This is a genomic window from Jannaschia maritima (genome assembly GCF_030973515.1).
GTDB classification, from domain to species: domain Bacteria; phylum Pseudomonadota; class Alphaproteobacteria; order Rhodobacterales; family Rhodobacteraceae; genus Jannaschia; species Jannaschia maritima.
In genome coordinates this window covers 12,978-26,645 of the sequence record NZ_JARGZA010000014.1, presented here as the reverse complement: position 1 = coordinate 26,645, position 13,668 = coordinate 12,978, and the positions used below count along the sequence as shown (strand labels likewise).

The following is a 13,668-nucleotide window of genomic DNA, read 5'->3' as shown; positions in this document are numbered from 1 at the left end:
ATCCGCGTCGGTCGTTGCGATGGCGGGCGGAGGCGTACGGGCGACGCGGGGCGGCGGCGGGGCCGTCTCTGCAGACGATTCGCCTTCAGACGCAGCGTAACTCCCGGATGCGGCGTAGCCCTCCGCCGGGACGTAGCTTGCCGAGCGGCCGGGCTGCGGAGTGTTCGTCGCGATCCGGTCGTCGTCAGGCGGCATGGCGATCCCGGCGGCGTCGAGACCGCGCTCCTCAATCCGCATTTGCAAGCCCTCCACGTCGTGGGCGGCATGGACCACGCTGGTACCCGCAACCTCCGTCACCCGCCTTGCGCTTACCTTTCGGACCGACCGGACGGCCGCAGTTATGTCTGGGTAAGGAAGAACGCTCGGCCTTCTCGCGGCAGGAGGGCCTCCCGTGAACGGAACGATGGACTTGCGAGCAATCCCGGCGAGCGCCGTCGCCCGGGTCGAGCTCGGCGAGCGCCCCCCTGTCGATCAGTTTTCGGATCACCGTGAGCAGGAGGCGGTCCGAGGGCATTCCAGAATACGAGACACGATCGACCCACTCCGTCGCATGAGCGGACGGGTACGGGTCCGGTGAGAAGAGCCCGGCCGTAACCTCGGAGGTGGTCCTGCTCATCTGAACAGCTTGGGGCCCGTCGCCAAGTGGATCTCGGCGTTGGTCATGCCGCGGCCGGGATTGGTCTTGGCGGGTTGAAGTATGCCTGGTCGGGCGACCGCCCGCCTTGCGTCGAATGCGGGCGCGTCTCGTTGTAGAAGGTTAGGTGTCGCCCAATCGACGTCTTGGCCTCCGAGACGCTGTCGTAGGCGTGCAGGTAGACCTCCTCGTACTTCATCGACCGCAAGAGCCGCTCGACGAAGACGTCGTCGCGCCACGCGCCCTTGCCGTCCATGTTGATCTGGACACGGGCCTCGTGGAGCGCGGCGGTGGAGACCGTGCCGGTGAACTGGCTGCCCTGGTCGGTGTCGAAGGTGTCCGGCTTGCGCGAGTCGGGTAGGGGTGGACCTTGTGCCCCGGCGCGCGCGCCGATGTGTTCGGGCGCCGGTACAGCGCCTTGATTCCCATCCGCTTCGTCAGCGCGGCGACATGGCGACGGCCCACCTCGTGGCCTTTGGCGTTCAACAGGCCCTTCGGCACTCGGCTGCCTGCGGAGGGATACTCGAGGTGCAGCTCGTCCATCCCATGCAGGCCGCGCCTGGTAGCACACGCTGCCCCGGCTGATCCCGAGCGCCTTCGCCTGCCGGACGACGCTCGGCTCATGGTCACGGTCGATCATCACTCTGCAGCTTCCGCAACAGACCGGCCCTCCCGAGCGCGCCTTCCAAGAAATCGTTCGCAAGCGTCAGCTCTCCGATCTTCGCGTGCAGCTCCTTCACGTCCACGACCGGCTCGGTCGCCTTCTCCGCCCCCTTCTCGAACCCCTCGCTCGCGCTCTCCAGGAGCCGCGCCCACCATGTCGTGATCTGGTTGGGGTGCACGTCATATTGCTGCGCTAGGTCGGCCAGCGTCCGCTCGCCCTTCACCGCCTCCAGCGCCACGCGCGCCTCGAACGCCGCGCTGTGGTTGCGTCTCGGTCGTCTCGTCATGCTCACTCCCCGCTCCCGGCATCATGCCGATCCCGCGCGAAGCATCCAATCGACAAACCCGTCCAGATTTCCCAAGCCGCCCCTCAAGCCGCGCTTACCAATCAGTGAACGCAGATCGAGTCCAAAACCCCCTTGAGCGCGTAAACTAGGAGATCGAGCGCCGCTCCCACGTCGTCGGCATATTCCCGAACGACGATGCCAACGTGCGCCTCGTCGGCGCCCTGATGATCGAGCAGAACGACGGGTGGGCCATCGCGCGCCGCTACATGGTACTGGAAGCGCTCGCCCGCATCGCCGATACGCAGAACATCAGGCTGCCCGCCGTGGCGTCCCGAAGAGCCCAGGCCTTCCCGAAGGCCCAAACTCCTACACCACGCAATGGGGCACTACCGGAGGGGCGGACGGCGATGCGGGATCGAACGTCCTTGGGTGCCACGTCGCCTTCAGATCATAGACTGTCCGAGACCTTCGTCGTCGAGATCGTGATAGCTCTTGACCGTGAAATTCTCGGGTAAGGACGGGATCTCTCGATCCGAAGAGCCTCCGGTGTTGTCCTCGATGGCAACGCGCGTGCGCCCGATCACTTCCTTCGGGTCCGTCACGATCGTCTTATCGGTGATCTCGATCCCCCTGCCGGTGACTACGAACCCCGCGTCGAACGCGGCCCTCCACGGTTCGCTGGGATGCGGCACCGGGATAGCGAAGGCGACCTTCGCCTCGATGGTCTGCTCCTCCAGCACGGCGAAGTGGAAGGACGATGCCTGACCTGCATTCGCCAGCGCGTGCAGTTCCCGGTCCTTCAGGGGAATCACCCTTCCGTCCTTGAGCCGGAATTCCGCCCCGAGCTTCGTATCGCCCTGCCAGTCGTAGTAGTCGACGGTGAGATGCGACACCTCGGCCGCGACGTCGTACCCCTTCTGGGTACGCGTAACCTCGATCCGCGCGTGCGAGTTCGTAACGAAGGACCCGAACGCATAGGCGAGGTCGAGATTTCTCCTGCCGCCATCGGTTCGGACATCCCATCGATCCTTGATGACGAAGGTCTCGCCGGCCTTCAGCTTCTCGATCTCGCTCCTGTGGGCATTCAACGATTCCGTCACGAAGCGTTCGTTGTTCTCGTCCTGCGCGGCGTTCACTTCGCCGGTCTCCGCAACGCGCGCATCCCCGATCAGGATCACGTCGTCCTCGTTCAAAAGGAACTGGATCATGTTCGCGGTGGCGATGGGGAAGCGCGCACGCACCTCGTCGACGTTCTCGCCAAGGATCCCGATCCTCTCATAGATCGACTCGAGGTCGACCGGCGGGGGTTTCCTCTGCAGGAGTGAGGCCAGCGAAACCGTCGATCTAGGTTCGAAGCCCCACTTCGGCGCGGCGGGTTCGTAGCCCGATGCCGTTTCCAGCTGTGGGACGAAGTATCCCTGGTCGGACCCTCCGGCCGACGGCAGCGAACTCGCGTCCTGGACATCAGGACGGCGAATGGGCTCGTCCGATGGCGGCCGGTTCTCGGTCGCGTCCCGGCCGTCGATGCCCTGCATGCTCGATGTTTCCATAGTGAACCCTCCTGATGGGATTCATCGAAGGAGTTTCTGTTCGCACCCTTACGAAAGCATTTCGTGCAGGTTTCGTTGAACTCAGGCGTTTCGCCGCGGTGCTCGGCCTAGACCCGGCACCGGCGCTCGATTCCCTGTCTAGCTGCTCGGGATGGCGATCTCGGTTTCGGCCTCGCTCGGGGCGATGATGTCGATGATCGGGGCGTTCGGGCTCTTCAGGGGCAGTTGGCCATTCACCACGAAGTTGACGAGCACCTCCTGCTGATTGTTCCCCGAGTTGTTGAAGGAGCCCACGCTACGGCCAACGCCGGCGTTGACGCCGACGTCCACCGATGGACTGATCCCCAGCCAACCGAGGCCGGGAATCTTGATCGGCAAGGTCCCCTTGCCACCGATGTTGCCGCCTCCGCTGACGGACGTATTGTCCGTCACCGACTCGTTGAGTGGGTTGATGTCCAGCTTCACGCTCAACTGCGCCCCGCTGTTCATCACGCCGACGCGGCCCGCGATGTTGGAGCCCGTTGGGAGCAACTGCTTCAAGACCGACGAATCGAGTACGAGCGACTGGCCGTCTCCCGCGTCCAGGACGGCCTTCACGTCGTCGCCGAAGCCCAGGATCGTTCGGCCATCGGTGATGATCGACCCCGATATCCTGAGTTTGCCGACGTAGACGTCCTTCTTCGTCTTGTGATCGAAGAAGAGGAGGGTCTTCTGGACCTGCTCGGCTTCCACGATGATGTCGGTCTCGGTCTCGAACTGAATCGTCTGCACGGGGTAGCCCGTGGCCTCGTCGATGCTGGACACCACCGAGCGGAACGTGACGTTGTCCGTCGAGCCGCCAGTGCGTTCGGTGGGTCCAGAGTTGAGATCGGTGTAGACCAGCAAGCGCTCGCGATCCTGAGGGTTGAAATCCCCAGGCCGCAGCACGCTCGATGGCTGGCCGGTCGAGCCGGCGGCGGGCTGGAGATCGCCGATGATGATGCGCACGTACCCGTCGTCGCGACCCAGGATCTTCGACTTGACGACGCCCTGTCCCTCGCCGCCATCGTTGTCGCGCACCTTCACGGTCTCGCCGACGAAGTATTCGTCCGCGAGCGACGCTGGAACCTTGATCGCGGTGCCGGTCCCCTCGCTCCTCGACGGGGTCATGTAGAACGCGCTGATGTAGTTCTCCGCCTCGCCGGGGTCGTTGAACCGGATGAAGGCACCGGCGCGCGCATCGATTTGGCCGTTCGGATCGTAATAGTTGACGTAGCCGGTGATGGGCGCGCGGATAGCCCGTCTTTCGCGCTCGATCTCGAACTGCTCGATCTTGGATTTGGCCGAGGCGACGGCGTTGATCAGCTGGGTGATCGCCGGGGGCATCGCACCGAGGGTTTCCTCTTCTCGCCGACGGCGGAGCTCGTCGTAGTCGAACGTCTGCGTCTCAGGATCGTAGATCGTGTCGAGTGCCTCGAGCAGCTGACGATCGGAGCTGCCGGTCCGGCGGAGCGAATCCACGGCGCTGCGGGCCGCCGCAAGATCAGCTTGCAGGTCCGAGAGCTTCTGCTCCGCCTGGAGCAAGGCGATCTCGGCATCGTTCACGTCCGTCTGCCGACGCTCGCGGAGTTCCCGCGTGGTGATAGCCAGCCAGTCCTCGTAGGAAATCCTGTTGCCATAGAGGTCCGTCGCGACCTCCAGACCGAGGTTTGCCGCGCTTTCGGCGATGATCTTCTTTTGGAGCTCGATGTTGTGGAGCAGGCCGTATCCCGGCTCGTCGCCCGTCTCCAGTCTTCCGATGTCCGCCTCGATCTCACCGATCCGTTGCGCGAGACGTTCGCCCTCGTCGATCAGCCTGCCGCGCTCCTGGATCGCCGATCCCTCGAAGATGACCCGCGCATTCTCCAAGTCGGTTCTGGCCTCGGCCAGCGCCTGATCCATGTCGGTGCTGCCGGCATATCCGATGATCTCGCCCTTCTCGTAGAACTTTCCCACCTCGATGTCGTCGACGAAGTCGAGGTAGTCGATGTCCAGGCCCGGCGGCAGAGAGAGCGTCGTCGTGAAGAGGCGGTTCCCGAACTCGTCGAGCTCTCCGACCACGCCGAAGAAGCCCGAGACGATGTCGGTATAGTCGAAGAACTCGACCGTCGGATCGGAATAGAGTCCATCGACCTCCGGCCAGGGCTGCCTGGAGACCGGAGCCCCGCCACGCCGGAAGAGGTTCAGGGGATTGAGGCTGCCGGCCAGCAGTATTTCACCGCCCTCATCCGATGGCGAGACGTCGGCCGAATCCGTCACATCGTCCGGTAGGGGGTATGTTTCCGTGCTGCCCAACCCCAACAGCGTGCCGTAGGTACCGGCCGTGTAGGTGGAACTCACCTGATAGGGATCTTGGCGTTCGCCACCCGGCTCTGGCTCCGGCTCCGGCTTTTGCGTCGTCGCGGCGTTCGTCGTCTCGTCCTGGGACCCGAACCCGAACGTTCGTCGATCGGGGACGCTCGTGTCGAACGGCTCGAAAAAACTTCCGGACATCGGCTGACTCCTTTCTTTGTAGCGGAATGGGGCGTCGCCCTCCTTTCGGCAGCCTTACCGGCTGCGAACCAAGGGAATGTCTCGCGTGCCTCGACACGCGGGCGCCGTGGCATGTGGCGCGACCGAAGGTGCCCCGTCACCTGCTCGTAAGGTGGGCCGCCGATCCTGCGACTGCGACGCTAAGGGAGGACGGGCCATGAGCACGATCGAGCGCGCCCTCCCTGGAGGGCGGCGTCATGGGCCTCGGCGATGGCGAGACGGCGCTGCGCTCGCCGCAGACCTTCACGCCCGATGGCGATGGGCCCCGCGGTACGGCGGCGGGATACCTCCCCGCATCGACCTACCTCGCGCCGAAGCCGTTGATCGCCGGCGCCATACGGACCAATCCGGCCGTTCTTCCGCCGATTCCGTTCGAGGAGGAACTGCAGAAGAAGATCGACACGGCCAAGGAGCACTTGAACGAGGTACTCAGAGGTGGCCCCGCTCATCTGAGGTCTGCGGTACGTTCGATAAGCCGAGTCTAGAATCTACCAGAACCGAACGCATTGCTAAGATTCCAGAAGAGCAGCAATCCCGCCATCTTCGCGAGCCGAAGAACAAGGCGCAGCTGACGAAGGTGTCTGTCAGCAACTCTTACGTTCTGAATGAACGCCGATCGCTTCTGACAATAAACCACGATCTCGCGGCTTCTCACCACAATTTGGATGGCACGTTATAAGTGGTGAGCCGGCTCGGATTCGAACCGAGGACCTACTGATTAAAAGTCAGTTGCTCTAACCAACTGAGCTACCGGCCCACGCAGGGCGCACCTAGACCCGGTCGCCAGATGCGTCAAGCGCATCCGGGGCCGGGTTCCAACCGGCGGGACGCGGCGCTATAGGGCGCGGCCATGCCGTGGACCCGCCATACCGGCCTGCCGTTCATGAAGATGCACGGGCTGGGCAACGACTTCGCCGTGATCGACGGACGCGAGGGCGCGACCGTGGATGCGGGACTGGCGCGCGCGATGGGCGACCGGCACCGGGGCGTGGGCTTCGACCAACTGGCCCTGATCGGGGCGCGCGGCGACGACCTGACGCTGCGGTTCTGGAACGCCGACGGATCGACCGCGGGGGCGTGCGGCAACGCGACCCGCTGCGTCGCCGCATGGGAGATGGCGCGCCGGGGCGTGGATGCGATCGTGCTGCACACCGAACGCGGCGCGTTGCGGGCCGTGCGGGACGGGGGCGCGGTGTCGGTCAACATGGGCGCGCCGTTGCTGGACTGGACGGACGTGCCGTTGTCGGAACCGTGCGACACGCTGCACCTGCCCATCGCGGGCGATCCCGTCGCCACCGGCATGGGCAACCCCCACTGCACGTTCTTCGTCGCCGACGCGGAGGCGGCGTATATGGGCTACCTGAACGCCGTGGCCGAAGCGCACCCGCTGTTTCCCGAACGGACCAACGTGCAGGTCGCCAGCCTGACCGCGCCCGACCGGTTGCGGGTCAAGGTATGGGAACGGGGCGTCGGCCCGACGCTGGCGTCGGGTTCGTCGTCCTGCGCCGTGGCGGTGGCCGCCGCGCGGCGCGGGCTGACGGGGCGGGCGGTGCGGATCGACCTGGACGGGGGCACGTTGACGATCGACTGGCGCGACGACGGGGTGTGGATGGCGGGTCCCACGGCGCACGTCTTCGACGGGGTGTGGCATGGCTGACGGCGCCGCCGGGGGACGGGCCCCCATCCTGTCGAACCACGGCTGCCGCCTGAACGCCTTCGAGGCGCACGCGATGGAGGCGATGGCGACCGACGCCGGGTCGGACGCGGTGATCGTCAACACATGCGCCGTCACGGCCGAAGCGGTGCGCAAGGCCCGCCAGGACATCCGCCGCCTGCGCCGCGACCATCCCGACCGGCGCATCGTCGTCACGGGCTGCGCCGCGCAGATCGACCCCGACGCCTTCGCCGCCATGGTGGAGGTCGATGCCGTGCTGGGCAACGCCGACAAGATGCGCCCCGCCACCTGGACCGGCCTGTCTACCGGGGGGACGGAGCCCGTGCAGGTGGACGACATCATGTCCGTGCGCGAAACCGCCGGCCACCTGATCGACGGGTTCGGGACGCGGTCGCGGGCCTATGTCCAGGTGCAGAACGGATGCGACCACCGCTGCACGTTCTGCATCATCCCCTATGGCCGGGGGAACAGCCGGTCGGTGCCCGCGGGCGTCGTCGTCGATCAGGTGAACCGCCTGGTGGACCGCGGCTTCCGGGAGGTGGTGCTGACGGGCGTGGACCTGACCTCCTGGGGGGCGGACCTGCCGGGCGCGCCGCGGCTGGGGGACCTGGTGGCCCGCATCCTGCGGCTGACGGACGTGGCGCGCCTGCGCATCAGCAGCATCGACAGCATCGAGGTGGACGACGCCTTGCTGGCGGCGATCGCGGACCAGCCCCGGCTCATGCCGCACCTGCACCTGTCGCTGCAGCACGGGTCGGACCTGATCCTGAAGCGCATGAAGCGGCGCCACGGCCGGGACGACGCGGTCCGCTTCTGCGAGACCGCCCGCGCGCTGCGCCCCGACATGACGTTCGGCGCCGACATCATCGCGGGGTTTCCCACGGAAACGGACGCCCATTTCGCCGACAGCCTGTCGCTGGTGGAGGCGTGCGGGCTGACCTGGCTGCACGTCTTCCCGTTCTCGCCGCGCGAGGGCACGCCCGCGGCCCGGATGCCGCAGGTGGACGGGCGGGTGGCGAAGGATCGCGCGGCGCGGCTGCGCGCCGCGGGCGACGCGGCGGTCGCCCGGCACCTGGCGGCACAGGTGGGATGCGCGCACCCGGTCCTGCTGGAGGACCCGCGCATGGGGCGGACGCCGCATTTCGCGCCCGTGCGCTTCGACGCCGATCAGCCCGTGGGGCGGGTGGTGGACGCGCGGATCACTTCAGCCGGAGGAACGTTCCTTCGGGCCGAGGCGTGCGCCACGCCGTCATGAGGCCCGCGGCGGCGATCAGGACGATCCCCAGCCACGCGAACGGCCCCGGCACGTGGCGGAAGAGGACGAAGTCCAGCGCGACCGCGAAGGCCAGCCCGGTATAGTCGTAGGCCGCGAGCGTGCTGACCGGCGCGCGGGCCGCCGCCTCCGTGGCGGCGACGTGGGTGATGGCGCCGAACAGGCCCGCCCCCAGCAGCCACGACCACAGCACCGGCGTCATCGGGGTCCAGCCCGTGACGGCGGTCGCCCCAAGCCCCACGCAGGACGCGATCACCGCGAAGCTCAGCGCGATGGAGGCCGTCGTCTCGGTCGCGGTCATGGCGCGGATGATGACCCGCAGGAGCGCCATCAGAACGGCGGACGCGATGCCCGCGGCCATGCCCGACAGCTCGACCCAGCCCCATTCGGGGTTCGCGGCCGTGGTCCACAGCATCGAAAGCATCCCGCAGAAGCCCAAGGCCACGCCCAGGACGGTGCGGGTGGACAGGCGTTCGCCCAGCAGCACGACGGCGGCAGGCACGGCGAGGACGGGCGTCAGGTAGGACAGCGTCTGGGCGTGCGCCACGGGCAGCACGCCCAGCGCGTAGAAGTTCAGTATCATCACGGTGCCGCCGATCAGGCCGCGCAGCACGTGCTTGGATGGTGCCCGAGGCAGCATGTCGCGCGCGGGGCCGGCCACGGCGGCCCAGAGCAGCAGGACGGGGATCGACAGGCAGGCCCGCATCAGCACGACCTGCCCCGTGGTGGCCCCCGCCTTCGACGCGCCGTGGATGCAGATGCCGATGCCCGTGGCGAAGGCGGCCGCCAGGATTCGCAGGGCGATCGCGGACCCGATCCGGTCGGGCCGGGGGCGGACGTCGGACAGGGGCGCCATGGGCGGGACCATGCGCGCGCCGGACTTTCGCTGGCAAGCGCGGGGGCGGGTTTGCGCTCCGCCCCCGTCCGGTCCAGGGTCCGGGCGGAGTCCCGTCACCGCCCCCGGAGCGTCCGCCATGCACCTTCTGTCCTCTCCCGCCTCGCCCTTCGCGCGCAAGTGCCGCGTCGTCCTGATCGAGACGGCGCAGACGGACGTGACGGTGCGCGGGGTCCACGCCTCGCCCGCGGGGTCGGACGACACGCTCCGCGCGGCCAACCCGGTGGGCAAGATCCCCGTCCTGATCCGCGACGACGCGCCCGCCCTGTTCGACAGCCGCGTGATCTGCCGGTTCCTCGACGACCGGGCGAAGGGCGGGCTGTACCCGCCCGGCGGCTGGGACGTGCTGACCCTGGAGGCCGGGGCCGACGCGGTGATGGAGGCCGCGCTGCTGATGGTGTACGAGCGTCGGCTGCGGCCCGACGACATGGTGTTCGAGCCCTGGCTCGACGCGCAATGGGGCCGGGTGGAGCGGACGCTCGACTCCTGGGACGCGCGGGCCATGCCGATCCTCCAGGGCCGGACGTCGATCGCGTCCATCGCGGTGGGCTGCGCCCTGGGCTATCTGGACTTCCGCCTGGGCGACCGCGACTGGCGCGGCGCGCGGCCCGCCCTGGCCGCTTGGGAGGCGGCGTTCGCGATGCGCGACGCGATGGCGGAGACCCGTCCGGCATGACGGACCCGGTGGTCGAGGTGTTCGACGTCCTGCCCCCGGCGGCCGAGGCGATCCGGCGGGCCGTCTTCATCGAGGAGCAGAGTGTCCCGGAGGCGTTGGAGCTGGACGGGACCGACGACGGTTATCTGCACTGGGTTCTGTCGGAGGGTGGCAGGCCCGCCGCGACCCTGCGCAGCCGGGTGCGGGACGGCGTGCTGAAGGTCGGGCGCGTCGCCACGCTGGCCGATCACCGGGGCCGGGGCCACGCCCGACGGCTGATGGCGGAGGCCATGGCGCGCGGCCGGGCGGAGGGGGCGCGGCGGGCGTACCTGTCGGCGCAGGAGGCGGTGATCCCATGGTACGAGGGGCTGGGCTTCGTCGCGGAAGGACCGGCCTACGATGACGCGGGGATCCCGCACCGGGACATGTGGGCCGCGCTGGCGTGACGGCGGGCGATTTGCCGCGGCGGGACGGTCGCGCTAGGTCCCCCAGGGCTGCGCCGTATTGTCCGCTGGCGCCCCGGCGGTCCGGCGCGCTATAGCCACGCGAATCCCGTGGGCGGAACCATTCCGTGCATGGGCCATTCGCATCGGAAGCTCGGGAGAGAATTGCCGTGTCGCACGCAGACGACCATTCCTCGGCCACCCGCCGCGATTTCCTTTACTACGCGACCGCCGGCGCGGGCGTGGTGGTGGCGGGCGCGGCGGTCTGGCCCCTCGTCAACCAGATGAACCCGTCCGCCGACGTGCTGGCGCTGGCCTCCGTCCCGGTCGACGTTTCCGGGTTGGAGCCGGGGACGCAGATCACCGCCATGTGGCTGGGCAAGCCCGTGTTCCTGCGCCGCCGCACGGAGGAGGAGATCGCCGCCGCGCAGGACGTCGACGTGTCCTCGCTGCCCGATCCGCTGGCCAACAACGAGAACCTGGACGCGAACATCGCCGCCGACGACGGCAACCGGTCGCTGGCCAACTTCGAGGGCGAGAACTCGGGCGAGTGGCTGGTGATGATGGGCGTGTGCACCCATCTGGGCTGCGTGCCCCTGGGCGACGGCGCGGGCGATTTCGGCGGCTGGTTCTGTCCCTGCCACGGCTCGCACTACGACACGTCGGGGCGCATCCGCCGCGGCCCCGCCCCCCGCAACCTGCCGGTCCCCCCCGCGCAGTTCACTGACCCCACCACGATCCTGCTAGGCTGAGGAGGACGACGATGGCCGGAATTCCCCACGACCACTACGAGCCGAAGACGACGGCCGAGAAGTGGGTCGAGCGCCGCATCCCCGTGATCGGCCTGCTCTACGACACCCTGATGATCCCCACGCCCAAGAACCTGAACTGGATGTGGATCTGGGGCATCATCCTGACCTTCACGCTGGTCCTGCAGATCGTGACGGGCATCATCCTGGCGATGCACTACACCCCGCATGTCGACAACGCCTTCGCGAGCGTCGAGCACATCATGCGCGACGTGAACGGCGGCTGGGCCATGCGCTACATCCACCAGAACGGCGCGTCGCTGTTCTTCGTGGCCGTCTATGCCCACATCTTCCGCAACCTCTACTACGGGTCCTACAAGGCCCCGCGCGAGATCACGTGGATCCTGGGCATCCTGATCTACCTGCTGATGATGGGCACCGCCTTCATGGGCTACGTGCTGCCCTGGGGTCAGATGTCCTTCTGGGGCGCCACGGTGATCACCGGCCTGTTCGGCGCGATCCCCTTCGTCGGCGAGCCGATCCAGACCTGGCTGCTGGGCGGACCGGCGGTGGACAACGCCACGCTGAACCGCTTCTTCAGCCTGCACTACCTGATGCCGTTCATGATCCTCGGCCTGTCGATCGTGAAGATCTGGTCGTTCCATTCCACGGGCAACAACAACCCGACGGGCGTGGAGGTGCGGCGCACGTCGAAGGAGGAGGCGCAGCGCGACACGCTGCCGTTCTGGCCCTACTTCGTCATCAAGGACCTGTTCGCCCTGGCGATCATCCTCTTGGTGTTCTTCGCCATCGTCGGCTTCATGCCCAACTACCTGGGCCACCCCGACAACTACATCGAGGCGAACCCCCTGGCGACGCCGGCCCACATCGTCCCCGAATGGTACTTCCTGCCGTTCTACGCGATCCTGCGGGCCTTCACGTCGGACGTCTGGCTGGTCATCGCGCTGAACTGGGTGTCGGGCGGCATCATCGACGCGGCCTTCTTCGGCGTCGTCGCGATGTTCGCGGCCATCGCCGTCATGGCGCTGGCGCCCTGGCTGGACACCTCGTCCGTCCGGTCGGGCCGCTACCGCCCCATGTTCAAGTGGTGGTTCTGGGGTCTGGTGTTCACGTTCTTCATGCTGATGTGGTTCGGCGCGATGGCTGCGGACGCCACCATCCTTGGGGTCGAGGCGGGCACCTGGTCGCTGATCTTCACGACCTATTGGTTCGCCTACTTCCTGGTGATCCTGCCGCTGCTGGGCGTCATCGAGAAGCCGCTGGCCCGTCCGGCGACGATCGAGGCTGACTTCGCGGCGCATTACGGTCCCGGCGACGACGGTTCCTCCGGCACGGGCATGCGCCTGCCGGGCGAGCGCGGCGCCACCACGCCTGCCGAATGAGGTCCGCCATGATGATGAAGACCCTACGACGGGCCGCGACCATCCTGGCCCTGTCCACCCCCGCGGCGTTCGCCGCGGGTGCCGCGGGCTACGTCACCGACTACGACTTCCCGTTCGAGGGCGTGTTCGGGACGTACGATCAGAACCAGTTGCAGCGGGGCCTGAAGGTCTATACGGAGGTCTGCTCCGCCTGCCACGGCATCCGGTACGTGGCGTTCCGGAACCTGACCGATCCGGGCGGCGTCGGCTTCACCGAAGCGCAGGCCCAGGCCTATACCGAGCAGTTCGAGGTGTTCGACACCACCCTGAACGACGGAATGGGCGACTTCCGCGAGGCGGCGCTGAACGACAAGTTCCCGGCGAACAACAGCGTCGGCGCCCCCGACCTGTCGTTGATGGCGAAGGCCCGGGCAGGGTTCCATGGACCGTACAGCACCGGGATCAGCCAGCTGATCAACGGGATGGGCGGTCCCGAGTACATCGCGTCGCTGCTGGCCGGCTATACCGGCGAGGAGCAGGAGGTGGCGGGCACCGTCCTTTACGAGAACACGGCCTTCCCCGGCGGCTGGATCAGCATGGCGCCGGTGCTGTATGGCGACGACGTCGTGTTCGACGACGGGGCGCCCACGGACATCGAGTCGACGGCCCAGGACGTCGCGGCCTTCCTGATGTGGACCGCCGAGCCGAAGCTGGCGAACCGCAAGCAGATGGGCCTGGTCGCGGTGCTGATGCTCGGCATCCTGGCGGTGCTGCTGTACTTCACGAACAAGCGCCTGTGGGCCGGGGTGAAGGGCCATCAGCGGTACGGGACGAACGTCAAGCCGGTGAAGGGGCCGGCCGAGTGACGGTCCCCCATCGGTGAGACAGGCGAAGGGCGTCCCCGCGGGGCGC

The 13,668-nt window shown here is 67.5% G+C and carries 11 protein-coding genes, 1 tRNA gene and 2 pseudogenes; 9 read left to right on the top strand and 5 right to left on the bottom strand.

The window, feature by feature from the left end; translation table 11 throughout:
- Positions 1-659: 659 nt before the first annotated feature.
- Positions 660-1,584: pseudogene (locus P0084_RS13610) on the bottom strand (integrase core domain-containing protein).
- 125 nt (positions 1,585-1,709) lie between these two features.
- Here P0084_RS13610 and P0084_RS18545 point away from each other — a divergent pair.
- Positions 1,710-1,916, top strand: a pseudogene (locus P0084_RS18545) (transposase); the annotation flags it as partial.
- Positions 1,917-2,027: 111 nt separating this feature from the next.
- Here P0084_RS18545 and P0084_RS13600 read toward each other — a convergent pair.
- Positions 2,028-3,119, bottom strand: a complete 1,092-nt coding sequence (locus P0084_RS13600; RefSeq protein ID WP_308917410.1) for a hypothetical protein — start codon at positions 3,117-3,119, stop codon at positions 2,028-2,030.
- A 153-nt stretch (positions 3,120-3,272) separates the two neighbouring features.
- Entirely contained in the window at positions 3,273-5,645 is a 2,373-nt protein-coding gene (locus P0084_RS13595; RefSeq protein WP_308917409.1) for a hypothetical protein, read from the bottom strand.
- 236 nt (positions 5,646-5,881) lie between these two features.
- On the opposite strand from P0084_RS13595, the gene P0084_RS13590 reads away from it, so the two are divergent.
- A complete protein-coding gene (locus tag P0084_RS13590; RefSeq protein ID WP_308917408.1) occupies positions 5,882-6,169 on the top strand; it encodes a hypothetical protein in 288 nt (95 codons plus the stop codon).
- Positions 6,170-6,364: 195 nt separating this feature from the next.
- Here the strand turns inward: P0084_RS13590 and P0084_RS13585 are convergent.
- Positions 6,365-6,441, bottom strand: a tRNA-Lys gene (locus P0084_RS13585).
- 93 nt (positions 6,442-6,534) lie between these two features.
- On the opposite strand from P0084_RS13585, the gene dapF reads away from it, so the two are divergent.
- Positions 6,535-7,341 (top strand): diaminopimelate epimerase, encoded by an 807-nt coding sequence (dapF, locus tag P0084_RS13580; RefSeq protein ID WP_308917407.1) that lies wholly within the window; start codon positions 6,535-6,537, stop codon positions 7,339-7,341.
- A complete protein-coding gene (gene mtaB, locus P0084_RS13575; protein WP_308917406.1) occupies positions 7,334-8,614 on the top strand; it encodes a tRNA (N(6)-L-threonylcarbamoyladenosine(37)-C(2))-methylthiotransferase MtaB in 1,281 nt (426 codons plus the stop codon). Before dapF ends, mtaB begins: the two co-directional genes overlap by 8 nt.
- Here mtaB and P0084_RS13570 read toward each other — a convergent pair.
- Entirely contained in the window at positions 8,559-9,488 is a 930-nt protein-coding gene (locus P0084_RS13570; protein ID WP_308917405.1) for a DMT family transporter, read from the bottom strand. The two genes, mtaB and P0084_RS13570, sit on opposite strands and share 56 nt — an antisense overlap.
- Positions 9,489-9,606: 118 nt before the next feature.
- On the opposite strand from P0084_RS13570, the gene P0084_RS13565 reads away from it, so the two are divergent.
- The 5 genes from P0084_RS13565 to P0084_RS13545 all read left to right on the top strand — a co-directional run bounded on the left by P0084_RS13565 (position 9,607) and on the right by P0084_RS13545 (position 13,622).
- A complete protein-coding gene (locus P0084_RS13565) occupies positions 9,607-10,203 on the top strand; it encodes a glutathione S-transferase family protein (RefSeq protein ID WP_308917404.1) in 597 nt (198 codons plus the stop codon).
- Positions 10,200-10,628 (top strand): GNAT family N-acetyltransferase, encoded by a 429-nt coding sequence (locus tag P0084_RS13560; RefSeq protein ID WP_308917403.1) that lies wholly within the window; start codon positions 10,200-10,202, stop codon positions 10,626-10,628. The genes P0084_RS13565 and P0084_RS13560 overlap by 4 nt, the downstream gene beginning before the upstream one ends.
- A gap of 167 nt (positions 10,629-10,795) precedes the next feature.
- Positions 10,796-11,377, top strand: coding sequence for a ubiquinol-cytochrome c reductase iron-sulfur subunit (petA, locus tag P0084_RS13555; RefSeq protein WP_308917402.1), 582 nt, complete (start codon positions 10,796-10,798; stop codon positions 11,375-11,377).
- 11 nt (positions 11,378-11,388) lie between these two features.
- Positions 11,389-12,777, top strand: coding sequence for a cytochrome b (locus P0084_RS13550; protein WP_308917401.1), 1,389 nt, complete (start codon positions 11,389-11,391; stop codon positions 12,775-12,777).
- A gap of 8 nt (positions 12,778-12,785) precedes the next feature.
- The gene (locus P0084_RS13545; protein ID WP_374213657.1) at positions 12,786-13,622 is read left to right on the top strand and encodes a cytochrome c1; all 837 of its coding nucleotides are present in this window, start codon (positions 12,786-12,788) and stop codon (positions 13,620-13,622) included.
- Positions 13,623-13,668: the final 46 nt, after the last annotated feature.

Bases quoted from the DNA above. Each gene is read 5' to 3' on its own strand.
- P0084_RS13600 (WP_308917410.1), bottom strand. From the start codon at position 3,119: ATGCAGGGCATCGACGGCCGGGACGCGACCGAGAACCGGCCGCCATCG.
- P0084_RS13595 (WP_308917409.1), bottom strand. From the start codon at position 5,645: ATGTCCGGAAGTTTTTTCGAGCCGTTCGACACGAGCGTCCCCGATCGA.
- P0084_RS13590 (WP_308917408.1), top strand. From the start codon at position 5,882: ATGGGCCTCGGCGATGGCGAGACGGCGCTGCGCTCGCCGCAGACCTTC.
- dapF (WP_308917407.1), top strand. From the start codon at position 6,535: ATGCCGTGGACCCGCCATACCGGCCTGCCGTTCATGAAGATGCACGGG.
- mtaB (WP_308917406.1), top strand. From the start codon at position 7,334: ATGGCTGACGGCGCCGCCGGGGGACGGGCCCCCATCCTGTCGAACCAC.
- P0084_RS13570 (WP_308917405.1), bottom strand. From the start codon at position 9,488: ATGGCGCCCCTGTCCGACGTCCGCCCCCGGCCCGACCGGATCGGGTCC.
- P0084_RS13565 (WP_308917404.1), top strand. From the start codon at position 9,607: ATGCACCTTCTGTCCTCTCCCGCCTCGCCCTTCGCGCGCAAGTGCCGC.
- P0084_RS13560 (WP_308917403.1), top strand. From the start codon at position 10,200: ATGACGGACCCGGTGGTCGAGGTGTTCGACGTCCTGCCCCCGGCGGCC.
- P0084_RS13550 (WP_308917401.1), top strand. From the start codon at position 11,389: ATGGCCGGAATTCCCCACGACCACTACGAGCCGAAGACGACGGCCGAG.
- P0084_RS13545 (WP_374213657.1), top strand. From the start codon at position 12,786: ATGATGATGAAGACCCTACGACGGGCCGCGACCATCCTGGCCCTGTCC.